This is a genomic window from Pseudoxanthomonas sp. LjRoot125 (genome assembly GCF_964252705.1).
Lineage (GTDB): Bacteria > Pseudomonadota > Gammaproteobacteria > Xanthomonadales > Xanthomonadaceae > Pseudoxanthomonas_A.
Window position 1 is genome coordinate 675,158 of the sequence record NZ_CAXUOY020000001.1, and the last position, 24,507, is coordinate 699,664.

23 protein-coding genes and 2 pseudogenes are annotated in these 24,507 nt (G+C 67.0%); 14 read left to right on the forward strand and 11 right to left on the reverse strand.

The annotated features are described in order from the left end of the window. Nucleotides 1-45 precede the first annotated feature (45 nt). Nucleotides 46-1,086 (reverse strand): FecR family protein, encoded by a 1,041-nt coding sequence (locus tag ACSION_RS02965; RefSeq protein ID WP_435304773.1) that lies wholly within the window; start codon nucleotides 1,084-1,086, stop codon nucleotides 46-48. Continuing rightward, nucleotides 1,064-1,660: an RNA polymerase sigma factor gene (locus ACSION_RS02970; RefSeq protein ID WP_435304774.1), complete on the reverse strand. Its 597-nt coding sequence runs from the start codon at nucleotides 1,658-1,660 to the stop codon at nucleotides 1,064-1,066. The genes ACSION_RS02965 and ACSION_RS02970 overlap by 23 nt, the downstream gene beginning before the upstream one ends. Before the next feature lie 313 nt (nucleotides 1,661-1,973). Here ACSION_RS02970 and ACSION_RS02975 point away from each other — a divergent pair. The 11 genes and pseudogenes from ACSION_RS02975 to ACSION_RS03025 form a co-directional block, all read left to right on the forward strand. Then, nucleotides 1,974-2,540, forward strand: a pseudogene (locus tag ACSION_RS02975) (cyanophycinase); the annotation flags it as partial. 198 nt (nucleotides 2,541-2,738) lie between these two features. Continuing rightward, nucleotides 2,739-3,719, forward strand: coding sequence for an isoaspartyl peptidase/L-asparaginase family protein (locus ACSION_RS02980; protein WP_435306649.1), 981 nt, complete (start codon nucleotides 2,739-2,741; stop codon nucleotides 3,717-3,719). Nucleotides 3,720-3,732: 13 nt separating this feature from the next. After that, nucleotides 3,733-4,518 (forward strand): TonB family protein, encoded by a 786-nt coding sequence (locus tag ACSION_RS02985; protein WP_435304775.1) that lies wholly within the window; start codon nucleotides 3,733-3,735, stop codon nucleotides 4,516-4,518. A gap of 32 nt (nucleotides 4,519-4,550) precedes the next feature. Next, nucleotides 4,551-5,288 (forward strand): hypothetical protein, encoded by a 738-nt coding sequence (locus tag ACSION_RS02990; protein WP_435304776.1) that lies wholly within the window; start codon nucleotides 4,551-4,553, stop codon nucleotides 5,286-5,288. A gap of 249 nt (nucleotides 5,289-5,537) precedes the next feature. Continuing rightward, complete coding sequence (locus ACSION_RS02995) at nucleotides 5,538-7,274, forward strand: prealbumin-like fold domain-containing protein (RefSeq protein WP_435304777.1); 1,737 nt, start codon at nucleotides 5,538-5,540, stop codon at nucleotides 7,272-7,274. A gap of 98 nt (nucleotides 7,275-7,372) precedes the next feature. Then, complete coding sequence (locus ACSION_RS03000; RefSeq protein WP_435304778.1) at nucleotides 7,373-9,472, forward strand: gluconolaconase; 2,100 nt, start codon at nucleotides 7,373-7,375, stop codon at nucleotides 9,470-9,472. Between the two features lie 110 nt (nucleotides 9,473-9,582). After that, complete coding sequence (locus ACSION_RS03005; protein ID WP_435304779.1) at nucleotides 9,583-10,008, forward strand: YciI family protein; 426 nt, start codon at nucleotides 9,583-9,585, stop codon at nucleotides 10,006-10,008. A gap of 10 nt (nucleotides 10,009-10,018) precedes the next feature. After that, a complete protein-coding gene (locus tag ACSION_RS03010) occupies nucleotides 10,019-10,426 on the forward strand; it encodes a VOC family protein (RefSeq protein WP_435304780.1) in 408 nt (135 codons plus the stop codon). Nucleotides 10,427-10,648: 222 nt separating this feature from the next. Next, a complete protein-coding gene (locus ACSION_RS03015; protein WP_435304781.1) occupies nucleotides 10,649-11,179 on the forward strand; it encodes a hypothetical protein in 531 nt (176 codons plus the stop codon). Nucleotides 11,180-11,201: 22 nt separating this feature from the next. Then, nucleotides 11,202-12,536 carry a phospholipase effector Tle1 domain-containing protein gene (locus tag ACSION_RS03020; protein ID WP_435304782.1) on the forward strand — a complete coding sequence of 445 codons (1,335 nt, stop codon included), beginning with the start codon at nucleotides 11,202-11,204 and terminating at the stop codon, nucleotides 12,534-12,536. 72 nt (nucleotides 12,537-12,608) lie between these two features. Then, nucleotides 12,609-14,543, forward strand: a complete 1,935-nt coding sequence (locus ACSION_RS03025) for an alpha/beta hydrolase family protein (RefSeq protein WP_435304783.1) — start codon at nucleotides 12,609-12,611, stop codon at nucleotides 14,541-14,543. Between the two features lie 7 nt (nucleotides 14,544-14,550). Here the strand turns inward: ACSION_RS03025 and ACSION_RS03030 are convergent, their stop codons facing one another. The 4 genes from ACSION_RS03030 to ACSION_RS03045 form a co-directional block, all read right to left on the reverse strand. After that, nucleotides 14,551-14,925, reverse strand: coding sequence for a YciI family protein (locus ACSION_RS03030; protein WP_093489809.1), 375 nt, complete (start codon nucleotides 14,923-14,925; stop codon nucleotides 14,551-14,553). Between the two features lie 89 nt (nucleotides 14,926-15,014). Next, the gene (locus ACSION_RS03035; protein WP_093489810.1) at nucleotides 15,015-15,263 is read right to left on the reverse strand and encodes a DUF3297 family protein; all 249 of its coding nucleotides are present in this window, start codon (nucleotides 15,261-15,263) and stop codon (nucleotides 15,015-15,017) included. 51 nt (nucleotides 15,264-15,314) lie between these two features. Continuing rightward, a complete protein-coding gene (locus ACSION_RS03040; protein ID WP_435304784.1) occupies nucleotides 15,315-16,025 on the reverse strand; it encodes a DUF6445 family protein in 711 nt (236 codons plus the stop codon). Between the two features lie 124 nt (nucleotides 16,026-16,149). After that, nucleotides 16,150-16,620, reverse strand: a complete 471-nt coding sequence (locus tag ACSION_RS03045) for a fasciclin domain-containing protein (protein ID WP_435306650.1) — start codon at nucleotides 16,618-16,620, stop codon at nucleotides 16,150-16,152. Between the two features lie 252 nt (nucleotides 16,621-16,872). On the opposite strand from ACSION_RS03045, the gene ACSION_RS03050 reads away from it, so the two are divergent. Further along, nucleotides 16,873-17,427, forward strand: coding sequence for a DUF6630 family protein (locus ACSION_RS03050; RefSeq protein ID WP_435304785.1), 555 nt, complete (start codon nucleotides 16,873-16,875; stop codon nucleotides 17,425-17,427). 9 nt (nucleotides 17,428-17,436) lie between these two features. Here the strand turns inward: ACSION_RS03050 and ACSION_RS03055 are convergent, their stop codons facing one another. Genes ACSION_RS03055 through ACSION_RS03065 form a run of 3 tightly spaced genes read right to left on the reverse strand, consistent with a single transcriptional unit; the run spans nucleotide 17,437 to nucleotide 21,463 of the window. Beyond that, nucleotides 17,437-18,594, reverse strand: a complete 1,158-nt coding sequence (locus ACSION_RS03055; protein WP_435304786.1) for a cytochrome-c peroxidase — start codon at nucleotides 18,592-18,594, stop codon at nucleotides 17,437-17,439. 2 nt (nucleotides 18,595-18,596) lie between these two features. Then, nucleotides 18,597-18,872 carry a hypothetical protein gene (locus ACSION_RS03060; RefSeq protein ID WP_435304787.1) on the reverse strand — a complete coding sequence of 92 codons (276 nt, stop codon included), beginning with the start codon at nucleotides 18,870-18,872 and terminating at the stop codon, nucleotides 18,597-18,599. Between the two features lie 20 nt (nucleotides 18,873-18,892). Then, a complete protein-coding gene (locus ACSION_RS03065) occupies nucleotides 18,893-21,463 on the reverse strand; it encodes a hypothetical protein (protein WP_435304788.1) in 2,571 nt (856 codons plus the stop codon). A 196-nt stretch (nucleotides 21,464-21,659) separates the two neighbouring features. On the opposite strand from ACSION_RS03065, the gene ACSION_RS03070 reads away from it, so the two are divergent. Continuing rightward, nucleotides 21,660-22,073 (forward strand): VOC family protein, encoded by a 414-nt coding sequence (locus tag ACSION_RS03070; RefSeq protein WP_435304789.1) that lies wholly within the window; start codon nucleotides 21,660-21,662, stop codon nucleotides 22,071-22,073. A 21-nt stretch (nucleotides 22,074-22,094) separates the two neighbouring features. On the opposite strand, the pseudogene motB reads toward ACSION_RS03070, so the two are convergent. Next, a pseudogene (motB, locus tag ACSION_RS03075) lies at nucleotides 22,095-23,084 on the reverse strand (flagellar motor protein MotB); the annotation flags it as partial. Between the two features lie 9 nt (nucleotides 23,085-23,093). Further along, entirely contained in the window at nucleotides 23,094-23,948 is an 855-nt protein-coding gene (gene motA / locus ACSION_RS03080; RefSeq protein WP_435304790.1) for a flagellar motor stator protein MotA, read from the reverse strand. Between the two features lie 163 nt (nucleotides 23,949-24,111). On the opposite strand from motA, the gene ACSION_RS03085 reads away from it, so the two are divergent. Beyond that, complete coding sequence (locus tag ACSION_RS03085; protein ID WP_435304791.1) at nucleotides 24,112-24,507, forward strand: BlaI/MecI/CopY family transcriptional regulator; 396 nt, start codon at nucleotides 24,112-24,114, stop codon at nucleotides 24,505-24,507.

A 24,507-nucleotide genomic window follows, 5' to 3' on the forward strand; every position in this document is an offset into this window, starting at 1 on the left:
GAACCGGACAAATCCCCCCGTGACCTTCGTCAGTCGGGCGGCGGCCTAGCGCGCGTGCAGCACGATGCGGTCCTCGTGCCGCTCGGCGCGCACCGGGAACCCCTGTTCGAGCAGGCGCACGAAGCCGTCGGCATTGGACCAGCGGAAATTGCCGCCCACGCGCAGGTCGGCCACCACGGCATCCCCCAACTCCAGCTTGCGCGTGTTGAAGCGGTTGAACTCGGCCGCCGCATCGGCCAGCGAGGTGTCGTCGAAGGTCAGGAAACCCTCGCGCCACTCGAGGAAGCGCTCGGCGTCGGCTACCGGGACCGAGCGCACCAGCACGCCGTTGCGCCCGGCGGTCGCCACGCTGCCGGCGGGCAGCAGGGCGACGGGCTGGGCGCGGCCATCGGCGGCCGGGCCGCTGTCCAGGCGCACCTTGCCTTCGGTCACCACGACGCGCAGCTCGTCGGTGTTGCGGCGCACGGAGAAGCGGGTGCCCACGGCGGCGACACGCCGGCCCTGCGCCTCCACCACGAAGGGGCGCCGCGTGTCGTGGGCCACGTCGAAGAAGGCTTCACCACGCGCGAGCGCGATGCTGCGTTCCTGCCGACTGATCTGCACGTCGAGCTGGCTGTCGCTGCTGAGCGTGGCAATGGAGCCATCCGGCAGGGTCACCGTCTGCACCTGGCCGACGGCGCTCACGTAGTGCGCTTCCTGGCGTCCGGTGAGCTGCCAGCCGCCCCAGGCGGCGGAGCCCACTGCCAGCACCGCCAGCGTGGCAGCGACGCCGTGCCGCCAACGGCCCGCCCGTGTCGCAACGCGGCGTGGCGCGAAGCGGAGATCGCGCAGGTCGGGCAACGCAGGCGTATCGGGCGCGGTCGCCGCACGCGGGGGCGGGCCGCCCGCGGGCAGGCCCGCAGCGAAGGCTTGCAGGCGACCGGCTTCGGACCACGCGGATTCGAGCCGCAGGAAGGCGACCTTGTGGCGCGCGGACGCCGCCAGCCACGCCTCCAGCACCTGCTGGTCGTGCGGCGTCCAGTCTCCTGCGTCGCGGCGGACCAGCCAGTCGGCCGCCTGTTGTTCAATCTGCCTGCTGTCGGTCATGTCCGTCGTCCTCGTCCATGACAAGGCGGGCATTCCTTCGCCCGCCAGGCACATGCGCCTCGTCGCCGCCATACAGATGGTCGGCGAGCAGGCGCATCCCCTTGGCCAGATGTTTTTCCACGGTCTTCTCGCTGATGCCCAGGCGCGCGGCCACCGCCTTCTGCGGCAACTCCTCCACGCGCCGCAGCCACACCACTTCGCGGCAACGGTCGGGGAGTCGGTCCAGGGCCTCGACCAGGCGCTTGAGCGCCTGGCGGGTCCCGGCCCAGCGCTCGGGCGACACCTCGTCGATCAGGTAGACGTTCGAGGACTCGAAATCACCCACCGGCTCGATCGACACCACCCGGCTGCGGCGCAGGCGGTCGGTCATCAGGTGGCGCGCGGTGGTGAACAGGAAGGCCTTGGGCGAGTCCGGGCGTACGCGTCCGGCGGCTTCGTACACCCGCGCGTAGACCTCCTGACGCAGGTCGTGCCACTCGTCGCGATGCGGCCAGTGGCGTTGCAGGAACAGCACCAGCGCCCGTTCATGGACGAGCACCTCGCGGATGAACCACGCATCGAATTCGGTGGGCATGCCCTCACTCTAGCCCAAGCGCGCACCGTCCGGCATGGGGGAAGCGCGCCGCCGCTTCGTCTCCACAAGTCACCGGTGCGTGGCATCCTGCCGCCACCTTCGACGTGGAGTGAATGGCATGGTGTCTGTCCTTGGTGCAGTGCGGCGCAGCGCGCTCGGCATGCTGGTGCTCGTGCTGGCGCTGCCGGCGTTCGCGGCCAAGCCCGCCCACTACGTGCTCGGCGACGTCTCGGCCAAGACACCGGGCAAGGTCGAACCGGGCCTGCTGCTGATGGGCGGCGGCGACCGCAACTTCGACGCCATGCGCTGGTTCATGAAGAAGGCGGGCAACGGCCATATCGTCGTACTGCGCGCTTCGCTGGCGGGCGAGATCGGCGAGGAATTCTTCAACGAGGTGGGCGGCATCGCTTCGGTGGAAACGTACGTCTTCAGCGACCGCGAAAGCGCCAGCGATCCGGCCGTGCTGCGCAGCCTGAAGCGTGCCGATGGCATCTTCCTGGCCGGCGGCGACCAGTCGCGCTATGTGCGCTACTGGCGCGGCACGCCGGTGGGCGCGGCGCTCGATGCGCACGTGCGCGCGGGCAAGCCGCTGGGCGGCACCAGCGCCGGCCTGGCCATGCAGGGCGAATATCTCTACGGCGCGATGGATGGCGGCAGCCAGATCAGCCCGCGCGCGCTGGCCGATCCGCTGGGCCCGGACAACACGATCGAAACCGGCTTCCTGCAACTGGTGCTGCTGAAGGGCGTGCTGACCGATACGCACTTCAGCGAGCGCAATCGCCTGGGGCGCCTGATCGCGTTCGTGGCCAAGGCCGAGTCGATGGCGGGCCGCCCGATCCTCGGCTTGGGCGTGGACGAAGACGCGGCGGTGGCTGTCGAGGGCGATGGCACGGCGCGCGTGTACGCCACCGCGCCGGGCGCTGGTGCGGCCGTGGTGAAGGGCGGCTTCGCGCAGAAGCAGGTGGAAGACGAAGCGATGAACCTGGATCGCGTCGATACCGTGATCGCCGGTGTCGACTCCGTGCTGCACCTGCCGAGTGGTCGCGTGGACAAGCCTGCCGCCGAGCGCCGCTATGCCGTGCGCAACGGCGTGCTGGTGGCGGTGGATGCGCCGGTGCTGGTGATCCATGGCGGTGCGGGCGTCGAGCGCGCCGGCATGACGCCGGCCGATGAAGCTGCCGCCCGCACCGCGCTGGAAGCCGCGCTGCGCGCCGGCCACGCGCAATTGAAAGCGGGCAAGCCCGCGCTGGAGGCCGTGACCGCCGCCATCACCGTGCTCGAGGATGCGCCGCAGTTCAACGCGGGCCGCGGCGCGGTGTTCACCCACGACGGCAAGAACGAACTCGATTCCTCGATCATGGATGGCGCCACCGGCAAGGCCGGCGCGGTCGCCGGCGTGCATCGCGTCAAGAACCCGATCACCCTGGCGCGCGCGGTGATGGACAAGTCGCGCCACGTGATGATGGTCGGCGGCGGCGCCGAGGCGTTCGCGAAGGAGCAGGGCATCACCCTGGTCGATCCGTCGTACTTCCGCACCGAGAAGCGCTGGCAGCAGCTGCAGACTGCACTGAAGGAAGAGAAGCAGGCGCAGGCGAGCAACACGCCGCTAGAACTGCCGGGCAAAGCCTACTTCGGCACGGTCGGCGCGCTGGCGTTGGACGCGAAGGGCCTGCTGGCCGCGGGCACGTCCACCGGCGGCATGACCAACAAGCGCTACGGCCGCGTGGGCGATTCGCCGATCATCGGCGCCGGCACCTGGGCCGACGATCGTTGCGCGTTCTCCGGTACGGGCTGGGGCGAGTACTACATCCGCGCCGCCGCCGCGCACGAAGTCTGCGCGCGCGTGCGCCTGTCCGGCGAGGGCCTGGTGCGTGCCGCGGACGGCGTGATCAACCGCGATATCCCGAAGGCCGGTGGCGACGGCGGCGCGATCGCGCTGGGCGCCGACGGCTCGATCGCCTTCCCGTTCAACACCGAGGGCATGTACCGCGGCTGGATCGGCGCCGATGGCGTGCCGCACGTGGCGATCTACAAGGAAGACGCGCTGCCCACGCGCTGAGGCGGATGGCGCTATGCTTCGTCTGTCCCTGGGGAGAGACGAAGCCATGCGCAAGGTGTGGGGAATCGGGCTGCTGCTGGTGGCCCTCAATGCGTCGTCGGCAGAGCCGGCATCCAAGCCGATCCATTTCCGTGCGCATGCGCGCGTCGCCCTGGATGCGCAGGGCGTGCCGCAGCAGGTCGATGTGGACCCGAAGCTGCCGGCCGTGATCCGCGATGCGATCGCGCAGCGCGTGACCCAATGGCGCTTCGAGCCGGCCCGCGTCGGCGACCAGCCGAGGGCGGGCGCCACGACCGTCTTCCTGGATGCGTGCGCGGTGCCTTCGGCGAACGGCGATATGCGGCTGGCGGTGGACTACGGCTGGAACGGGCCGGGCTATGCGGATGGACGCTACTTCCATCCGGCGCCACGCTACCCCGTCGACGCCGCCAAGCGCGGGGCTGAGGGGGATTTTCGCGTGGTCCTGCAGGTGGGCGCCGACGGCCGCGCAACCGTCGAGAACATCGAGGCGCGGAAGGGCCAGCTGAGGCTGTTCGACCAGGCCCTGCGCACGTGGGTGGCGACGTTGCGTTACGTGCCGGAGGAAATCGAAGGCGCGCCCGTCGTCACGCGTGTCGCGATCCCGGTGGATTTCTCGATGGGCGGCGGGTCGCTGAGCACGCGCGAGTACATTCGCCAGGAACGCGAGGCCAAGCAACGGTCTCCCGAGTGCGTGGCCGCGATGGGCAAGGAGACGGAGGATGCGTCCCCGCGTCCCGTGGTGCTCGATTCGCCCTTCAAGCCGGTGACGACGGGCTAGCCTGGGTCACCACGTCCGCGAGGAGAGGGGAGATGAGAAGGGAAGTTGCGATCGGCCTGCTGTTGGTCAGCGCGTCGCTGCAGGCGGGTGAGGCTAAGGACCTGGTGCGTTTCCCGGCGACGGCCCGTGTCGTGCTGGATGCGGAGGGCGTGCCCCAGCAGGTGCAGGCCAACGCCAAGCTGCCGGGGGTTGTCCGGCAGGCCATCGAGACGCGTATTGCACAGTGGCGGTTCGAGCCCGCCCGGGTGGAAGGTGCACCTCGACCCGGTGTCACCCATGTCAAATTGCAGGCCTGCGCGATCCCGCAACCCGACGGAAGCCTTCGGGTGGGCATGGACTACCAGTCAAACGGTCCCGGGTATGCAGACGATGCGCTGCGCCTGCCTCCTCCTCGCTATCCGCAGCCCGCGTTCCAGTTGGGGTCGGAAGGACGCTTCGACGTACTCATACGGGTCGAAGCCGATGGGCGCACCACATTGCAGTCACTGAAAGCGCGTCGTGGCCGGCTCAAGGATTTCAAGGAGGGCCTGACCGCATGGGCGGATGCCCTGCGGTTGGTGCCGGAGGAGGTGGATGGTCGTCCCATCGCCACCCAGGTGCGGATTCCGGTGAGTTTTGCGTTCGATTACGAGCGCGAGAATGCGATGGCGCGGAAAGCGGCCGAAGCGCGATCGCCTGAATGCGCGGCCGCAGCCGGGTCGGGCCAGCAGGAAGATCCCACGACACCGGTCGTGCTGGATTCGCCCTTCAAGCCGCTGTCCACCAGCTGACCGCGCCCCCGGCGTTTCCGGCGCGCTCGCGTGCGGCGTGCCTCAATTGTTATGTGATGAAACTCTCATAACCCCGGTCTGTAAGCTAAGATACGGATCACATTATTGTCGTCGGCAGGCCGGGTTCCGGGTGCCGGGCGGCACTACAGGGGGTGTACCCGACCGATCCGCGGCGTGCTGCGGCATCGCGGCGGGCGCCAGCCAGGAAGGCGCTGTCTTTCCGGAAGGTCGTGGGGGATTCGTTCGTCGATGTCGCGCAATGTCTTGGGTCTGCGCCTGCGGGGCGCTTCGTGTGTATCTCCTGCCATCACCTCGATCCGCCGAACGGCCAAGCCTCCGCGACGCCGGCTGTCGCGCCTGCTCGGACAGGCCGGGCTGGTCGTTGCGGGGCTGTTCGCGGCCGGCTCGGCGTTCGCCCTGCTGACCGGTACCTGGACCACCAACGGGTCCAGTTCCGCGGCGGCGACGGTGAGTGGCATCACCGTGACCTGGACCGGCACAGCCAACCAGAACTACGCCAACGGCACGTTCAACGCCAGCAACAACAGCTGGTGGATCGACCCCTACGGCGGCACCGTCAATAACGGCGCATCGCTGGTGATGCTGCACGACACCGGTACCCGCACCTACACCGCGACCTTCAGCAAGCCGGTCGACAACCCGGTGCTGCATATCGACCGCCTGGGCGGTGCGATCGACAGCGATCCCAACAGCTCGCGCTGGACGTTGACCGGCTCCGCCTCGCAGGGCGGTTCGGTCACGCTGACCCGCCTCAGCGGCAACACGCAGTTCGTCGTGCAGCCAGCCCAGAACCGGTTCTTCCGCCAGTTGGGCGCGTTCTCGGGCGACGCCGATGCGGAATGCCGCACCGGCAACAATGCATCGGTCGCGCGCGGCACGGCCTGCGGTTCGGTGCAGTTCAACGGTACCGGCGTCACCAGCCTGACCTTCAGCATCGACCTGACCGGCCCGACCGGCGGCGACGAATTGGAGATGCGCTGGAGTTTCGATGGCTCCAAGGTGATCGTACGCAAGCAGACCGTCGGCGGCACCGGAACGTTCGCCTTCACCGCCAGCGACGCGGTTGCGCAGACCTTCAACCTGACCACGACGGCGACCAATACGCCGGTGGCCTCGAGCACGTATGCGCTCACCAATCATGCCGCCCCGATCACGCTCACCGAGGCCCAGGTCGCCGGTTATGTATTGACCGGCGCCACGTGCGTCGACCAGAGCGGTACCACGGTGTCGTCGACGGTCAATACCGCCACACGGCAGGTGGTGATCCCGGCCGCGAACTACCGTGCCAACCAGACCCTGACCTGCACGCTGACCAACACGCGGCAGTCGACGCTGGCGCTTGCCAAGCGCTGGGTGAACGCCGCGCTCAACGATACCGCTGCCCTGTCGGCGACCGGCGGCACCAACGCCGCCAGCCTGGCGTCCACCGCCAATACAGCGTCCGAAACCGACACCGGCACAGCCGTTGCGGTGGCCGCGGGCAACGTCATCACCCTGGGCGAGACGTTGGGCGCGGGCAATGCTCGCAACTACAACGCCAGCGCCTGGAGCTGCACGGGCGGCAACCTCAGTGGCAACACGCTGACGTTGACGGCCGCACACACCGGCCTGGACATCGTCTGCACCATCACCAACACCGCGCGTCTGGTGGATCTGTCGGTGAGCAAGACCACCAGTGGCGGCGCCGCCGTGTCCGGCGAACTGCGTACGTTCACGCTGTTGGTGACGAACACAGGTCCGGAAGCGGCCGATGGCGCCATCGTCACCGACGCGCCGGGCAGCGGACTGACCTGTCCGCCGGCGGGCAACCCGATCACCTGCAGTGCCAGCGGCGGGGCGCAGTGCCCGGGCTCCGGTGCGCTCGCCAGCCTGGTAGGCAGCGGCGTGGCGATCCCCGCGTTGCCGTCCGGCGGTACGGTGACGTTCCTGGTGCCCTGCCGCGTGACCGCGACCGGCCAACCCTGAAGGGAAACCGGGGTGCGCGCGCAGCGCACCCCGGACGCGCTTCCTTTCCCGGCAGCGAGTGACTATCGTGCGGCGATCTTCTTCGCCGCATCGACGCAATGAGCCGTACCGCATGGATGTGGGTGGTTATCGTGCTGACCACCACAGCGATCGCCGCCACCTTCCTGTTCACCCCCCGATTCCCGGTACCGGTGCCCGATGCGGGTCCGCCGCTGACGCCATTCGCATGGTCGGCGGAGCGGACGCTCGCGGCGGGCGATGGCATTCGCGGGGCGCGCGATGGCGCGGCTACGCAGGCGCGTTTCGATGATCCGTGGGGCATCGTCGTCATGGAGGACGGCACGCGGTACGTGGCCGACGCGGGCGACAACAACCGCATCCGCCGCATCGCCCCGGACGGTACGGTCTCCACGCTCGCCGGTGGTGTCGAAGGCTTCGCGGACGGCATGGGCATCGCTGCCGCGTTCAATACCCCGTCGGCCCTCGCGCGCGACCTCGACGACAACCTGTATGTCGCCGACACCGGCAACCACGCCATCCGCAGGATCACGCCGCAGGGCGTGGTGACGACCGTCGCCGGCACCGGTGAGCCGGGGCACCGCGACGGCGCGGGCGCGCAAGCCCAGTTCAATGGGCCGGTCGGTATTGCGGTGGACGGGCGAGGACGCATCTTCGTCGCCGACACCTACAACGACCGTATCCGCATGATCGACCGCGATGGCCAGGTCACGACGCTGGCGGGTGGCGACACGCCGGGCTTCCTCGACGGCACCGGCTCCGAGGCGCGCTTCGACACACCCACGGCGGTAGCGGTCGATGCCACCGGCATCGTGTGGGTCGCAGACCTGCGCAACGACGCGATCCGTCGCATCGAACCGCACGGTGGCGTCAGCACGTTGCCGCTGCGGCCCGACACGGACACGACGATGGGTCCGCGGCGCCCGCTAGCCCTCGCGCTCACGCACGATGGCCATCTCTACGTCGGCGAGCTCTATACCGGGCGCGTGATGCAGGTGATGCGCGACGGCCGCTGGCACGTGCTGGCGGGCCATCTGCCCGGCCAGCGCCTCTCGCGCCCGGCGGGCCTTGCGGTCGACACCGCCGGACGCCTGCATTTCACCGATGCGGGCAGCCATCGCGTGCACCGGCTTGCGCCACTGGCGCCAGGTGCTGCACCGACCACGTCACCCGTGGGGCCTGCGCCCGACGACCCGCTGCCCGACACCGCCGGCCGCTGGCCCCTCGCGCCCCAGGATGGCTGGCATGAAGTCGTCGGTACGCTGGGCGAAGTGCGTGGCGACTACGAAGGCGAGAGCAGGCACCACCTGCATGGCGGGCTCGACATCCGCGGCGATGTCGGCGCGACCGTGCTCGCGATCGCCGACGGCAAGGTCAGCAGCCCCAGTGCGGCGTGGGGATTCGACGGCCTGGGCGAAGGCCTGGGCGTGGGCGCGCTCGACTACATCCACATGCGGGTAGGACGCACGCCGCGCGGCGACCTGCTCGATCCCGCGCGCTTCCAGTTGTTGCACGACCTCAGCGGTGATCCGAGCCGCCTCCGGGTGCGGCGCGGTACCCGCTTCGCGGCGGGCGATCCGCTGGGGACGGTAAACCGGATGGCGCACGTGCACTTGTCGATCGGCCCTTCCGGTTACGAACGCAACGCCATCGGGCTCGGCTTCACCGGCTTCACCGATGCGTATCCGCCGCGCATCGACGAGGTGGCGCTGTTCGATACGCTGGACCAGCCCATCGATGCGAAGCAGGACGGTCGCATCGTCGTGCCGCGCGCGCTGCAGGGCGTGCGGATCGTGGTGGAAGCCTGGGACCAGGTGGACCGCAACCTGCCGCGTCGTCGCCTGGGCCTGTACGCGTTGGGCTATCAAGTGCTGCACGACGACGGCACGCCGGTGGCGGGCTACGAAACGCCACGCATGAATATCGACTTCCAGCGGCTGCCGTCCGACGACGCGGTGCAGGTCGCCTACGCACCCGGCAGCGGCATCACCGTGCACGGCAGCGCGGTCACGCGGTTCCGCTACAGCGTCACCAACACCGTGCGCGACGGGACATGGGCCGAGGGCACGTGGCAGGCCGACACGCTGCCGCCGGGTGATTACCTGTTGCGCGTCTCCGCGCGCGACCACAGTGGCAACGAGGCGCAGGGCCGGCGCGACCTGAAACTGCGGTTGCCGTAGGCACACGCCCGTCGGAACTGCTTTCCGGCGCCCTGTCGATCCCCGTTGTCCCCGCTCGTCGTAAGGACAAGAGCGGCCGGATGGTCCGGCCTGGAAGACAGGAGAACGCCATGAAAGTGATGGTCATCGTGAAGGCCAGCCCCGAGTCCGAAGCCGGCGAAATGCCGAGCACCGAGTTGCTGACCGAGATGGGCAAATTCAACGAGGCGCTGGTCAGGGCTGGCATCATGCTCGCCGGCGAGGGCCTGCATCCCACGTCGCGTGGCGCCAGGGTGCGCTTCGACGGCAAACAGCGCGACGTAATCGACGGGCCGTTCGGCGAGACGAAGGAACTCATCGCCGGCTTCTGGCTCTGGCAGGTCCGCAACCTCGACGAAGCCATCGAGTGGATCAAGCGCGCACCCTTCGACGGGGGTGCCGAGATCGAGTTGCGCCCGGTGTTCGAAGCCGATGATTTCGGCGACGCGCTGACGCCCGAACTGCGCGAGCAGGAAGCGCGGTTGGCGGCCGACCTTTCATCCCGCAACCCGCAATGAGGCGCAGCGCATGAGCACCCAGATCTTCGTCAACCTTCCCGTGCGCGACCTCGACAAGGCCAAGGCCTTCTTCAGCGCGCTGGATTACGCCTCGAATCCCCAGTTCACCGATGAGAACGCAGCTTGCGTGGTCATCAGCGACAGCATCTACGTGATGCTGCTGGTGGAGCCGTTCTTCCAGGGCTTCACCCGCAAGCCGCTGTGCGATGCGCGCACGCACACGGAAGTTCTGCTCTGCCTGTCGGTCGGCAGTCGCGGCGAAGTGGATGCGATGGTCGCCAAGGCGCTATCAGCCGGTGGTCGCGAACCGATGGAGGCGAAAGACTACGGCTTCATGTACCAGCGAGGGTTCGAAGACCTCGACGGTCATCTCTGGGAAGTCGTGCACATGGACGAGGACGGTCCGCTGGCCGAGTAAAGCGCAAGGTCGGACATTGATGTAAATGAATGCAGTGCGCGACATTGCTCACATTAGCGCGTCGTGCCTTGCGGAACCTTCGAGTGTGCTTTACAGATATGTCTGGTTTTGGCAGGAGGCCTGGCGATGTTCGGCAGATTGTCGGATGCTGGAAGCGACGGTGGATGCCGATTGCTTGCGAGTCTGGTCGTATCGCTTGTCTTGACATCAGGGTGCCATGGCATGACGACTAAACAGGAAGTGAAATCTCCCGGCGGGGATGTTGCGGGTGTAGAGACCGTGCAATGGCCGCTGAGGTTCGTTCAACATAGCTTCGGGGCACATTGTTTCGACACGATAGGCTGTCGGATCCTCTATTCCGGGTTCACGCATGGCGTCGAAAGCGTTGACGTCGTGAGCCCGCCACTTTCTTCATATCGCGGCACGCGTGAGCAGATTCTAAGTGCGGGCCATATTGCCCGGAGGAACTTCCCTGAGCCGGCGCGCGTCACCTGGCGGTCCAAGGACGGTACATCGCACGAGGCAGACGTCGATATCGGCGAAATATTCAAAGATCGCCTCGTCCTGCATAACGTGCCTCGTGAAGAAGTGCTTGGCGACGTTGGAGATCCCGCGATCGTCCTGGAGGTGAATGACAGGACGATCAATGTGTACATGCGGGCGTTCGTTTCGACGCGGAGCTTGCAGGTTCCTGGAAACAAGTACAGCGGCTTTCGCAATGATCTGGTTCTAGCTTGGACCAAGACCTATTGAGGCAATCGCCCAAGGAGGGGAGATGGGAGGCGAGCGGCATCAAGATGGTGTGGGAACAACACCGGCCACGTCCGAGGATCTAGAAGGCTACCAGCATGCCGGGAGGGAACTGGCTGCGTTCTCCGCACCTTTGCTGCGCGACGCCGGTAGATCGGATGAGCGGCTGTTTGTCGCGGCGTTCGATGGGACTGGCAATAGCATGTTCAGCGATGCGCCAGAGAATCACACCAACGTGGCGCGGATTGCGAGGCAGGTCGAAGAGTTGCGGGATCCTGCGATCAGCTATGGCTACGTTGAAGGGCCGGGTACGCAGGGAGGATTAGCCGGCTATGTCGACCTTGCAAAAGGTCAGTCGTATGAATCCCGCATGGAGCAGATGTACTTTCAGTTCATACAAAAGGCGGCCGAGTGGCTGAACGAGCATCCGAGTGCCGATATCCGCGTGGTCGCGGTTGGATTCAGCCGCGGAGCGGAGCAGGCCGCGGGATTCACGCGCATGGTGGAGGAACGCGGAATCCAGGATCCCAGAGGTATGAACATCGTGCGCGACCACAACGGTCACATCGAAAGACTTGAGCCGGTGCGACCACCCCTGCGCGAACCCGGCACCGTCATCCAGGCGGTCGGCCTGTTCGATCCGGTGGGCACCGGTGAGCCGCGCAATCATGATCGCCGGCTGCCGCCTTCGGTGGTGTCTGGCTTCCAGATCACCGCCGAGGACGAGCGACGCAATCTGTACCAGTCCACGCGCGTGCTGGACCCTGGCGTGACCGATGGCGGACGCTTCCTCAACGTCACCGTGGCGGGTGCGCACAGCGACATCGGTGGTAGCTACTCGCTGGACGGCCTGTCGATCCGCAGCGGCAACCTGATGATCGACTACCTCAACGCGCTGAGCGATCCGCCGTTCCTGCAGAAGCGGGAAGAGCCCACCGACCCTGCGCGCAACGTCATCCACCATTCCGAAGACCACCAGTTCTTCTACCGCACCTCCGTGTACGACAAGGAAGGCGTCCGCGGGAGGCAGGAAGAACTCGCGCCGTCGAACCTGTGCAGGATCGACTGCCTCGATGCCCAACCACGCAATGCCGCGATGGCGGAAGGGTTGCGCTGGCGTCCGGTCGAGATCGGCCCGGTGCCGGTAGCGGCGTCGCCGACGAACACGGTCGAGCAGCTGTTGCAGGCGGCGAAGCAGGGCGATGCCGCCGCCATCGACCGGATCGGACGCGACCACCTGCATAGCGAGCAGGGACAGGCGTGGCTGCGGGGTGGCCAGCAGCGATTGCAGGAACTGCAGCCAGCCTTGCCTGCGCCACCGGTGGAACTCCCGCGTGAACCCGCCGCGCTAGCGCGCTGATCCCCCGCTTGTCGCCTCCCGCGGGCCTGCGGTTTAATCCGCCCGGGGACAACGATGCCACGGGAGGCATCCATGGAATGGGGAACAAGGAGTGCGGGCATCCTGCTGGGATGCCTGTTGGCGCCGTGGGCGCACGCGCAGGTGGACCTGGAGCCGTTCCTGAAACAGGACGTGCTGGAAACCCTGAAGATCTCGCCTACCGGCGAGTACTACGCGCTGACCGTGCCGCTCGAGGATCAGACGATCCTTGCCGTGCAGCGCCGTAGCGACCGCCAGGTCACCGCCAAGATCAGCGCGGGTAGCGACAGCATCATCGACGATGTCTGGTGGGTCAGCGATGAGCGCGTCGTCGTCTCGGTCGCCAAGAAGTACGGTTCACGTGACCAGCCCTATGCCACCGGCGAGTTGTACGCCACCAATGTCGACGGCACCGTGCGCCGGCAGATCTTTGGCCGCTACGGACTGGACGGCAATGAGCTGCAACCGCGCGCGGTGGAGCTGGTCGATCCGATGCCGAACGACCCGCGCAAGGTGCTGGTCAGCATGTACGCGCTGGACACGTCGATGCCGAACACCCGGCTGATGAGCCTGGACGCCTACAACGGCAGCCTGGATACGTTGGCCACTGCCCCCATAAGGCGCGCGGACTTCACGGTGGACGCGACCGGCGAAGTCCGTTTCGCGCTGGGTGCGGGCGAGGACAATGCCAGCAAGCTCTACCACCGCGCCAATGGCGATACGCCCTGGGCGCTGATCAACGACGAGAACGCGACGCGCCGCGTCGAAGTGCCGCTGGGCTTCGCGCCCGATGGTCGCACAGCCTACCTGCAGGTCGAGCAGCGCGAAGGGCCCGACGCGATCATGGCGCTGGATACGGTGACCGGCGAGCGCACGCAGGTGCTGCGCGATTCGGTGGTCGATCCCTACCGGATCATCCGCGCACCGGGCGGCCGCACGCCGGTGGGCAGCTTCTTCATGCACGACAAGCTCCGCACCGTGTTCTTCGACGACAAGTCCGAGACGGCGCGTCTCTACCGCAAGCTGGAGCGGTCGTTTCCCGGCCACTCGATCTCGATCACGTCCGGTACGCGCGATGGCAAGCTGAAGATCGTCCACATCTGGAACGACACCAGCCCGGGAGATTTCTACCTCTTCAATACCGAGACGAACGCTGCCGACCTTATCTTCAGCCGTCGCAACTGGCTGGACCCGGCGACGCTGGCGCCCAGCGAATCGGTGTCGTTGAAAGCGCGCGACGGCTTGCCGCTGCACGGTTACCTGACGCGTCCGCGCGGCAGCCAGGGCCCACTGCCCCTGGTGGTGATGCCGCACGGCGGGCCGATCGGCATCTTCGACCGCTGGGAGGTCGACGACGAAGCCCAGATGCTCGCGCGCGCGGGCTACGCCGTGCTTCGGTTGAACTTCCGCGGCTCGGGCAACTACGGGCGTGCGCACATGCAGGCGGCCGCGCGCGAGTGGGGCGGTGCGATGCAGGACGACCTCACCGATGCCACGCGCTGGGCGATCGAGCAGAAGATCGCCGACCCGCAGCGGATCTGCCTCTACGGGGCGAGCTATGGCGGCTATGCGGCCCTGATGGGCGTGGCCAAGGAACCGGCGATGTACCGCTGCGCGGCCGGCTATGTGGGCGTGTACGACCTGGAGCTGATGCACCGGCAGAAATCCCGCAATGCCAAATGGGTCGGCAACTACATGAACGATTGGGTGGGCGCCGATCGCACGGCGCTGGCCGACATCTCGCCTACCTCGTTGGCGGCGAAGATCCGTGTGCCGGTGTTCCTGGCAGCCGGCGGCAAGGACGAAATCGCCCCGCAGGCGCACACGGAGCGCATGGAAAAGGCGCTGAAGGCGGCGGGCGTGCCGGTGGAGACCCTGTATGTACGCACCGAAGGCCACGGCTTCTATGCCGAAGCCAATCGGCGCACTTATTACACGCAGTTGTTGGGCTTCCTTTCGCGCCACCTCGGCGGCGCGAAGGCGAAGTAAGGCGGGCTCAGGCGCCGACGCGCCTGCGTACCGCGTCGAAATCGCGCACCGGCCGTACTTCGATGCTGCCGGTGCCGATCCACGGGAATTCCTGCGCGATCTTCACCGCTTCTTCGAGGCTGTCGGCTTCAATCAGGTTGTAGCCGCCCAGGATTTCCTTGGTCTCGGCGAAGGGACCATCGACGACACTGGTCTTGCCGTCGCGCACACGCACCGTGCGGGCGGTGCTGCCGTGTTCCAGCTGCTGGGATTCGATCAGGGTGCCGCCGGCTTTCAGCTCGTCGGCGTGGGTAATGCAGCCGTGCATCATCCGGTCGAAGGCGCCCTCGGGCAGCGCTTCGATCAGGGAATCGTCCGTGTACACCATCAGCAGGAACTTCATGCGCCCTCCCGGCGTGCCATGCAGGCCGGGATTGTGCCACGGGTCCATGGCGACCGATGTTCCCGCGGCGTGACGCGCCGCGCCTGCGGTTACTCGGCGGCCGGCGAGCGGAACCAGGCTTCCACGGTGCCCTTGACCTTCATCGTCATCGGATTGCCGCGACGGTCCTTCGACTTGCCCACCGGCACGCGCACCCAGCCTTCGCTGATGCAGTATTCCTCCACGTTGTCGCGCTCCACGCCGTTGAAGCGGATGCCCACGCCGCGGTCCATCGCCTCGGCGTTGTGGAACGGGCTGCGCGGATCGGAGGACAGACGGTCGGGAGGCGTGTCGGACATGGCGGTGCGTCGTGCGTGCTTCGAGAGCGCAAGAATACCCGAAGCGACGCCTCACCACGCCACGCGCGGGCGACGGCAGGTGAACGTCGCCGTCAGGCTCAGGCGTCCGGCGCGTGGATCCGCGATCAGCCGCGCGGGATCGCCGATGGTCCGCGCGTGGAAGCTTGCGCCGTCGTGGAGGACCAGGCGGTTCCACCGCGCCGGGACGGCCAACGCCTCGGCGAAACAAGCGCCGCCGCCCCGCGGGTAGCCGGCGGTCACGCCGTGGCGGCGAGAGAATTCATCCGGTGCCAGCGCCTCGGCATCGTGCTCAAGCTGTTCGATCTGCTGCGGCGACACGCGCGGCAGGAAGAACTGCATGCCCCCCAGCGCGACGTCGTGGAACAGGAACAGCTCCGCGAGCACGATGCGCTGCTCCGGTTCGAACGCGCGCACGCGGCGCGGATGCCAGTGGACGGGCGCCAGCGATTGCGGCGGCGACGTGACCAACGAAAGGCGGCTGGCGCCGAACAGTACGCGCCGCACGCCGAGCGCGTGCCGCGCATGCTCGCGGAAGACCTCGCCCAGCAACTGGGTGAACTCCTCGGGCATGCGAAGTTGCTGCCCAGGAAACTGATCTGCCGGCGCCTGCTGGAAGTCTTCGCGATAGGCGTGGGCGAAGGCGGGCAGGCGCTCGGGACCTGCCAGTGCATCGTCGATCACGACGCAGGCGTGACCGTCGCCGACGGCGATAGCCTGTACCTGCGGACGCGGATTGAACATGCGCCGGCTCCCGGCATGCCGGCGTGCGCCGGCCACATCACCTTAGACCCTACCGGGGCGATCCACCAAGAGAACGCCGGGGCGGCCCACCACGGCCGGCCCGGCGTGTGCTGCCGTCGAGGAATTACGGCATCAGCACCTTGTCGACCACGTGGATCACGCCGTTGCTGGCCTTCAGATCGGCCGTCGTGACCTTGGCGGTGTTGCCCTTGGCATCGGTAAGGGTGACGCCACCGTCGGCCAGCCGGGCTTTCAGTTCACCGCCCTGCACGGTCTTCAACGTCGCAGTGCCACCGCCGGCTTCGATCTGCGAAGTCAGCGCGGCGGCATCCACGTTGCCGGCGACCACGTGATAGGTCAGCACGGCAGTGAGGTCAGCCTTGCTCTCGGGCTTCAACAGCGTATCGACGGTACCGGCCGGCAGCGCGCTGAAGGCGGCGTTGGTCGGAGCGAAGACGGTAAACGGTCCTGCGCCCTTGAGCGTGTCGGCCAGGCCTGCGGCCTGCACGGCGCTGACCAGGGTCGTGTGGTCGGGCGAGCCGACGGCGGTATCGACGATGTCCTTCGCCATCGCGGGTTCGGCCGCGGCAGGCATGGGATCCGCGGCTTCGGGAACGGGCTCAGGCGCGGCGGTCGCTTCAGCATCGGCGGTCTTGGGGGAACAAGCGGCCGCGGCGAAGATCGACAGCAGCGCGATGGACAGGCAAGTGCGGTTCATTGGGCTCTCCTGAGGATGGGGTGTTGCGTTGCAGTTACGGAGTCGCTTACGCCGCACGTAGTCTGCTCGGATGCATCACATGGCCTTAATATTCAGCCACTCTCGACATGCATCACCGATGGAGCCGCCATGCACACGCCCGACCATGAATTCGATCCGGACGACAACTTCCGCCATGCCTTCGACGATGACGACGACATGGACCTGGACGACACCGAGGCGCTGGTGTGGAACCTGCTCGTCCTGATCAATCCCGGCGACGAGGAGACCGCGCTGCGGCAGTTCGCGGCTTATCGCGACGCCACAGGCGAGGAACCCGCGGAGCCGGACCAGGTGCTGTGGACGCTGAAGGATGCGATCGACTGGACGTCGGGGTTCTACGTGGACTGGAAGGACGCGGAATCCTTCGTCGATTGCGTCAACCAGCTGGCCGCGCGCTATGCCATCGAGATCGACTGGGGTGGGGACACCAGCGATGAGGATTTCATGGACGAGGTCGAGGTGCCGGTGCTGATGGCGACCGCCTACGATCGGCTCCGCGAGCACGGCTACACGCTGTGGAACTGGAACACCGGCGGCGACGCCTACGCCGGCTGGATGGCGCTGCGCCGCGACGACGAAGGCATGCAACAGCTCGCCGCGGTGATGGGCGTGGAGATTAGGCCGGGCAGCGACGCGTTCTAGGCGAACGCGTCACAGCGTGCGCAGGAACTCGGTGATGGCCTCGAGTTCCGTTTTGTGCAGGTCCAGTGGCTTGAGCAACGGATCGACTTGGGGAAACAGGGGATCGTTCAACTGCGCCGGCTTGCGCCCCGGCCGCGGCATGCCGACGTTGTACATGTTCACCACGCCGCGCAACTCCATGAAGCCGCCGCTGTGCATGTACGGCCCGGTCTTGCCCACGTTGCGCAGCGTCGGCGTGCGGAACTTGCCGCTGTCGGCCGGGTCGCCGGTCACCCGGTAGCGGCCCAGGTCTTCCTTCGATCGGCCGTAGAAGTGCAGGCCGAGATTGTGGAAGCGGTTGTCGGTCAGCGCGGGTCCGCTGTGGCAGTTCATGCAGCGCGCCTGCGTGCGGAACAGGTGCAATCCCCACAGCTGCTGGTCGGTCAGCACATCGCGCTGGCCTTCGAGGAAGCGGTCGAATCGGTTGAAGCGCGGCACCAGGCTGCGCTGGTAGCTGGCCAGTGCCTGCGCGACGCGCGGCATGGTGATCCGTTTGTCGCCGAACACCTGCGCGAACGCGGCAGGGTAATCGGTCTCCCGGTTGAGCCGCTTCTCCAGCGCGCGCGGTGCGAACGCCATCTCCGCCGAATCTTGGATCGGGTGCAGCGCCTGCGCTTCGAGCGTCGCCGCGCGTCCGTCCCAGAACAGCGGGCTGGAGAACGCCGCCATGGATACGTTCATGGCGTTGCGCTTGCCCGCCTGCCGGTCGTGACCGAACGACACGCTGCGGCCATCGCCCCATCCCAGTTGCCGGTCGTGGCAACTCGCGCACGCGATCTGCCCGCTGCGCGACAGGCGCGGATCCTCGAACAACCGCTTCCCCAACGCGATCTTCTCGGGCGTCTGGGGATTGTCCGCAGGCACCGGTGGCGTGTCGGGCAACGGCGCCAGCTCTTGCCAAGCTGCGCCTGCATCGACCGTGGGTGCGGGCCATTCGGCGATGGGCAATGCATAGACGCGGCGCAGGCACGCCGCATCCATCGAAGGCGCGCTGATGGCGATGCGCTGGCGGCATTCGTCGATGGAGGGTGCCGCTGTCGCGCCTTCGGTCTGCGATTGCGCGGCGGTCGCCGCGACGAGCAGCGATCCGGGCAGCAGGAACGCCAGAGCGGGCAGCCAGCGACGCATGCTCAGGCCCCCGCCAGCAGCAGGGCACCGGCCAGCAGTGGCGCCTGCACGAGGGCGACGAACACGCGCAGCGAGATCGGCCAGTCGCGCAGGCGACAGAGGGCCCAGAGACCGGCGCATCCGGCAGCGACGGTACATGCCGCCATCGCCGTCGTGTAGCCGCTCCCACGCCACGTCGCATGAGGTCCGGAGGACGCGAGCATCAGCACGACCTGCACCGACACGGTGGCAGGCAAGCACCACAGCAGCCAGTGGGGGACGAAGGATCTGTTCTTCATCGTGCGCGCCTCGTCATGGCCTAGAAGCGATAGCCCAGTTCCAGCCAGTAGCTGCGGCCGGGCTCGTAATAGGACGTGGTGCCGAGGCTGCCGCGCAGCGGATTCCGCCGGTTGAGGACGTTCATGGCCTCCACGCGTACGTAGGCCTCCTGTTCGCGTGGCAGGGGCACGCTGTACTCCAGCGTGGTGTCCCAGGTGAAGGTACGCGGCGCGTCGTAGCTCTCTATGACATCGATCACCTCGCCCTGGTAGTCCTCGGCCCCCGTCACCGTGAAACCGGTGAAGCCGGCGCGATAGCGCAGGAAGTTGCTCCACATCAGGCCCCACGCGGGGATGCGCGTCTGGGTCGAGAGCCTGGCGGTCCAGGGGCGGTTGTAACTCGCCTGCGGCAGCTCGTACGCGTGGATCACTTCTCCCTCATAGCGGACCAGGCGGTTGTAGGCGCTGTCGGTATAGCTGCTTTCGTAGTCCACGTAGTTGCGGCGCACATCGGTGTGGTCGAAGGCGAACTGCAGGTGCGTCTCGCTGCCGTGCCAGGCGAGGGGCTGCTGCAGGCCGACGCTCAGGGTGCTGGTGCCGCTGCGGCTGCGGCCCGCGTTGACGTACTCGTAGACGTTGGCGGAGTAGTAGCCGCTGCCATCGTTGCTCGGTACGCGACGGCGGAGTACTTCGTCGCGTCCGTCCCGCCGGACATGCTTGAGATTGATGTCCAGCCCGGCCCAGCGTTGGTTGAGGCCAAGGTTGAGTTCGTCGCTGTAGGGGATGTCCAGCTCCTCGAAGCGGTTGTTCGCCGTATACCTCCGATTGACCGACCACAGCAGCGACGGCGCAGTGCGGGTGTAGGTCGTCTGCAGGTTCTCGCGCCCCTCGCGCAACTTGTAGGTGAAGAAACTGCGGCCGTAGTAGCGGTTCGCACCGGCGGTCAGCAACGTGTCCTGGTTGCCCAGCACGTCCCATGACATCGCGAAGCGCGGCGCCACGGTGGTCTTGTCCATCATGTCGTCGCCGTCCACGCGGATGCCGGGCCGGAAACTCCAGCGTCCCAGCCGGATGTCGTCCTCGGCAAACACGCCCCACTCCTTGAGCTTTACCTCGAAGTAGCCCGCGCTGTAGATGTTGCGCGTGCGGAAGAACTGGCCTTGTCCGGCGACAACGCGCCCAGGATCGGTACCGCTGATGCTGGTGTAGACCGGCGACAGCGAGCAGGCCTCGATGTCGACCGCGCCATTCGCATCCGTGCATGAAGTCGTGCGGCCGGGACTCAGGAAGCTGTAATGATCGTTGAGGCGGTGATAGGTGCCCAGGCGATCGCGGTACTGGAGACCGAACTGCAGCGCATGGCGGCTGCTGCCCCACGCGAGCGCGTCGCGACGCGCGGTGAGCGAGTAGCCGAGGCTCCGGTTGCGTTGATCGATGTTGCCCCAGTTGCCTTCGAAGCTGCTGTTGTTGACGCCCCAGTCGTAATCGGGAGAACGGGCCCAGGACTTCCAGTAGTTCACGCCCTCCGGTACGCGGCGCGAGCTGTCCAAGTCGCTGTAGCTGAGCACCTGATCCAGGCCCCAGGCGCCGGCATCCAGTTCCATCCGCATGCTGCCCACCGGGCCACCCTGCCTGAGGTCGAAGTACGAGTCCTTGGCGTTCTGGGTGAAGTAGCGTTCGTCGGTCGGCGCATGCGTGAAGCTGCCCGACAGCGCGATGCCATCGCCGGCCCAGTCCAGCCTGACGCTGGCGCTGGTATTCTCCCGGCGCTGTTCTTTGATCAGCTCGTCGCTGACACTGACATCGCCCGCGGAGTAGCCACGCAGTGGGATGTCAGAGCGCGTGCGGATGAAGTTGGCGATCCAGCCCACGCCCGCGTTGGTGCGGCCTTCCAGCATCGCCGCCAGCCGGTACTTGTCGTACACGGGCTGGTCTTCGTAGCGTGCCGACGCCGAGATGTCTTCGCCCTCCGGAAGGACGAGTTCGTTCCACGCCGAACGCGACATCCGGAACGAGAGCTTGCCACCCAGCGCATCGCGCGCCTTTCGGCTCTCGGCATCCACGACGCCGCCACTGAAGCCGCCAAAGGCGGCGGGCACGTTGCTGTCGTAGACGGTCAGTCGGCCGATCAGCTCGGTGTCCAGGGCGATCCCCTGCGTCACGCTCGGTACGTCACCAACGACGTGCGGGTTTTCGGCTTGCGGATCCAGGTCGTTGTTGAAGCTGGTGCCGTCCAATTGCAGCAGGTTCTGGTAGTACTGCCCGCCGTTGATGCTGATGTTCGCCGGGCGGATCTCGCCCATGCGATTGGACGACATGGCGACGGAATCGTCGAACTGCACATTCGGGTTGATCCGCAGCAACGTGCCGATGTCGCCGTTGCCCTTCACCTGATCCTCGATGTAGCGCTCGTTGAGCACCATGCCTTCCTGGTACGGGAACAGGCGCTGGCCCACGACTTTCAGCGTGTCCAGGGTGGTGGGTTTGAGGTATTCCGGCGAATTGGCCAGCGGCGTCGTGGACGTCGGGGCAGGAGCATCGGAGGATGCGGTGTCAGCCGCGTGCGCGCTGGCGGACAACGCCGACAGGATGGCGAGGGTCAGGAGTTTCATCGAGTTCTCGGAGCGAGTGGGGGCCCGGTGGGCGCATTCCGCTGGCGGTGAGAACTTCGATGAAGCGACTCGGTGCTGGCTGATCGGCGCGGATTGTGCGCGCTCTGTTCAGCTGCGTCAACGCTGCGATGGCGCGTTGCATGTCGAAATCGCGTCGCGTGGATCGTCGCACCTGCAACTTTCGAGGAGTGTTCCGATGATTCGCCCCTTCGATGTCCAGAGTATCGACCACCTTGTCCTGCGTGTGCGCGACCTCGCACGCAGCATCCGTTTCTACGGCGACGTGCTGGGGTGTGATGTCGAGCGACGACGCGAACACCTGGGCCTGGTGCATCTGCGAGCGGGCGCGTCGATGATCGATCTGGTGAGCGTGGACGGCACGCTGGGCGCGCGTGGCGGTGGCCCGGCAGGCGAAACGGAGCGCAACGTCGATCACCTTTGCCTGCGCATCGAGCCGTTCGACGAAGCAGCGCTGCGTGCCCATCTGGCCAACGCAGGCATCACGCCATCGCCGATAGCGATCAACTTCGGCGCGGAAGGCGATGGCCCGTCGCTCTACGTCAAGGATCCCGATGGCAACACCATCGAACTGAAGGGGCCGTCGCAGTGAACACGTGTCGCCAATGCTTCAGGGCGCTGCGGAATCCTGGGCGGTGGCTGCCGGCGTCGGCGTTGCACCCGCCCGCACGGCAGCATCCGGCATGGCGGTGTCGGCGTCCGGCTTCGGTGCGCCGGGGGCAAGCAGCTGGCCTTCGCCCTGCAAAGCTTCTTCCGCGGCCTTGGTCATTACCACGATGCTGATGCGGCGGTTGATCGGGTTCTGCGGATTCTGCTTGTCGAACAGCACCGACGACGACAGGCCGACGACGCGCGAGACCTTGTCCTCGTGCATGCCGCCGACCACCAGCGCGCGGCGCGCGGCGTTGGCACGCTCGGCGCTGAGTTCCCAGTTGGTGTAGCCGCGGTTCGTCGTGTACTGCGTGGTATCGGTGTGCCCGGTGATGCTGATGTGGTTCGGTACCTGGTTGATGAAGGTGGCCAGCTCCGCGAGGATCGCCTGCGTGTAGGGCTTCAACACCGTGCCGCCCAGATCGAACATCGGCCGGTTCTGCTGGTCGACGATCTGGATGCGAAGGCCTTCCGGCGTCAGGTCGAGCAACAGCTGGTCCTTGAACGGTTCCAGCGCCTGGCTCTTGCCGATGGCTTCCTGCAATGCCTGCATCAGCGTCTCGAGGCGCTGCTTCTCCTGCGCTTTCTGCTGTTCCTCGGAGACCTGTTGCGCATCGCCCGGCGGCTTGTCGAACGGGTTGTCGCTCTCGCCCTTGGGCAGGTCCATCGTGCCGCCGAGCTTGATCATCGAGGTGCTGGCGCCGCCCGGACCGGCCGGGCCGGGTGCGGGCGAGAAGCTCTTGCCGCTCAGCGGGCTGGGATTGCGGAAGTATTCCGAGATCGCGGCACGGTCCTTGTTGGTGGTGGCGCCCATCAGCCACATCACCAGGAAGAACGCCATCATCGCGGTGACGAAGTCGGCGTACGCGACTTTCCACGAACCGCCGTGATGGCCGCCGCCGGCGACCTTCTTGACCCGGCGGACGATGATGGTGGGGCGTTGCTCGCTCATCGCCGTGGCTTACTTGTTGGCCTTCAGGTGCGCCTCGAACTCGGCGAACGGCGGGCGCACGTCCGAGGGCAGCGTCTTGCGGGCGAACTCCAGCGCGACGGCCGGGTTGTAGCCGCGCAGGCAGGCGAGCAGGGCGGTCTTCACCGACTCGTACATGCGGCTGTCCTGCTCCACCTGCGCCTCGATGGCGGCGGCCAGCGGCGAGACGAAACCATAGGCCAGCAGGATGCCGAGGAAGGTGCCGACCAGCGCGGCGGCGACGTGCGCGCCGACCGCGGCGATGTCGCCGCCGATCGAGCCCATCGTCACGATGATGCCGAGCACCGCGGCCACGATGCCGAAGCCCGGCAGGCCATCGGAGACTTTCTGCAGCGCATGCGCCGGCGCCATCGCTTCGTGGTGGTGCTTCTCCAGCTCCAGCTCGAGCAGCGGCTCCAGTTCGTGCGGCTCGATGTTGCTGCCCACCATCAGGCGCAGGCACTCGGTGAGGAAGTCGAGCAGATGGTGATCGGCGAGGATCTTGGGGTACTTCTGGAACAGCGGGCTGTTGGTCGGGTTCTCGATGTGCTCTTCCAGCGACATGAAGCCATCGCGGCGCGCCTTGTTGAGCATTTCGTGGATCAGCGTCAGCACGTCGAGGTAGTCGGCCGACTTGTACTTCGCGCCCTTGAAGACGGACAGCGTCGCCGAGATCGTGCTCTTGACCACCTTGGTCGGATTGCTGGCCATGAACGCACCCAGCGCGGCACCGCCGATGATGACCAGTTCGAAAGGCTGCCACAGGGCGCCGAGCTTGCCGTGCGAGCCGAGGTAGCCGCCGATCACGCTCAGGGTGACGATGATGAAGCCGACGATGATGAGCATGGCGACACGAGGCAGGGGTGGGGTTTCCTCTGGATCGGCCCGTCCACCGGTTTCTTGAGGGGCGACCGTTCGTCGGGATGGCCCCGGGAGTGACCTTCGGCAGGGTTGACTACAAGTGTCGTCACGGGCATGTTGACGACAACTGTAGTCACAAGGCGATCCCATGCCCGGCAAGGCCCGCAAGTCCATCGGCGACCAGGAACTGGCGCTGCTGCAGCACCTGTCCGAACACGGCGAGGCCAGCGTCGGCGAGGTGGCCGCCGCGTTCGGCGAACCGCGCGGCCTGGCCCGTTCCACCGTGCTGACGATGATGGAGCGTCTGCGGGCGAAGGCCTACCTCCGCCGTCGCCCCGTGGATGGTGTGTACCGCTACGTGCCGGTGGCCCAGTCCGACGATGTCATGCGTACGGCGGTGGGCAGTTTCGTGGAGAAGACCCTGCAGGGCTCGCTCTCTCCCTTCGTCGCGTGGATGTCGCAGCGCTCGGAAGTGAGCGACGACGAACTGGCCGAACTCGAAGCCCTCGTCGCCAACCTGCAATCCAAGCGGAAGGAGAGCTGA

What these genes read in the sequence shown, in the direction of transcription:
- ACSION_RS02965 (WP_435304773.1), bottom strand. Translation starts at nt 1,086, where the DNA reads ATGACCGACAGCAGGCAGATTGAACAACAGGCGGCCGACTGGCTGGTC.
- ACSION_RS02970 (WP_435304774.1), bottom strand. Translation starts at nt 1,660, where the DNA reads ATGCCCACCGAATTCGATGCGTGGTTCATCCGCGAGGTGCTCGTCCAT.
- ACSION_RS02985 (WP_435304775.1), top strand. Translation starts at nt 3,733, where the DNA reads ATGCTTCGTCTGTCCCTGGGGAGAGACGAAGCCATGCGCAAGGTGTGG.
- ACSION_RS02990 (WP_435304776.1), top strand. Translation starts at nt 4,551, where the DNA reads ATGAGAAGGGAAGTTGCGATCGGCCTGCTGTTGGTCAGCGCGTCGCTG.
- ACSION_RS02995 (WP_435304777.1), top strand. Translation starts at nt 5,538, where the DNA reads ATGTCGCGCAATGTCTTGGGTCTGCGCCTGCGGGGCGCTTCGTGTGTA.
- ACSION_RS03000 (WP_435304778.1), top strand. Translation starts at nt 7,373, where the DNA reads ATGAGCCGTACCGCATGGATGTGGGTGGTTATCGTGCTGACCACCACA.
- ACSION_RS03005 (WP_435304779.1), top strand. Translation starts at nt 9,583, where the DNA reads ATGAAAGTGATGGTCATCGTGAAGGCCAGCCCCGAGTCCGAAGCCGGC.
- ACSION_RS03010 (WP_435304780.1), top strand. Translation starts at nt 10,019, where the DNA reads ATGAGCACCCAGATCTTCGTCAACCTTCCCGTGCGCGACCTCGACAAG.
- ACSION_RS03015 (WP_435304781.1), top strand. Translation starts at nt 10,649, where the DNA reads ATGACGACTAAACAGGAAGTGAAATCTCCCGGCGGGGATGTTGCGGGT.
- ACSION_RS03020 (WP_435304782.1), top strand. Translation starts at nt 11,202, where the DNA reads ATGGGAGGCGAGCGGCATCAAGATGGTGTGGGAACAACACCGGCCACG.
- ACSION_RS03025 (WP_435304783.1), top strand. Translation starts at nt 12,609, where the DNA reads ATGGAATGGGGAACAAGGAGTGCGGGCATCCTGCTGGGATGCCTGTTG.
- ACSION_RS03030 (WP_093489809.1), bottom strand. Translation starts at nt 14,925, where the DNA reads ATGAAGTTCCTGCTGATGGTGTACACGGACGATTCCCTGATCGAAGCG.
- ACSION_RS03035 (WP_093489810.1), bottom strand. Translation starts at nt 15,263, where the DNA reads ATGTCCGACACGCCTCCCGACCGTCTGTCCTCCGATCCGCGCAGCCCG.
- ACSION_RS03040 (WP_435304784.1), bottom strand. Translation starts at nt 16,025, where the DNA reads ATGTTCAATCCGCGTCCGCAGGTACAGGCTATCGCCGTCGGCGACGGT.
- ACSION_RS03045 (WP_435306650.1), bottom strand. Translation starts at nt 16,620, where the DNA reads ATGCCTGCCGCGGCCGAACCCGCGATGGCGAAGGACATCGTCGATACC.
- ACSION_RS03050 (WP_435304785.1), top strand. Translation starts at nt 16,873, where the DNA reads ATGCACACGCCCGACCATGAATTCGATCCGGACGACAACTTCCGCCAT.
- ACSION_RS03055 (WP_435304786.1), bottom strand. Translation starts at nt 18,594, where the DNA reads ATGCGTCGCTGGCTGCCCGCTCTGGCGTTCCTGCTGCCCGGATCGCTG.
- ACSION_RS03060 (WP_435304787.1), bottom strand. Translation starts at nt 18,872, where the DNA reads ATGAAGAACAGATCCTTCGTCCCCCACTGGCTGCTGTGGTGCTTGCCT.
- ACSION_RS03065 (WP_435304788.1), bottom strand. Translation starts at nt 21,463, where the DNA reads ATGAAACTCCTGACCCTCGCCATCCTGTCGGCGTTGTCCGCCAGCGCG.
- ACSION_RS03070 (WP_435304789.1), top strand. Translation starts at nt 21,660, where the DNA reads ATGATTCGCCCCTTCGATGTCCAGAGTATCGACCACCTTGTCCTGCGT.
- motA (WP_435304790.1), bottom strand. Translation starts at nt 23,948, where the DNA reads ATGCTCATCATCGTCGGCTTCATCATCGTCACCCTGAGCGTGATCGGC.
- ACSION_RS03085 (WP_435304791.1), top strand. Translation starts at nt 24,112, where the DNA reads ATGCCCGGCAAGGCCCGCAAGTCCATCGGCGACCAGGAACTGGCGCTG.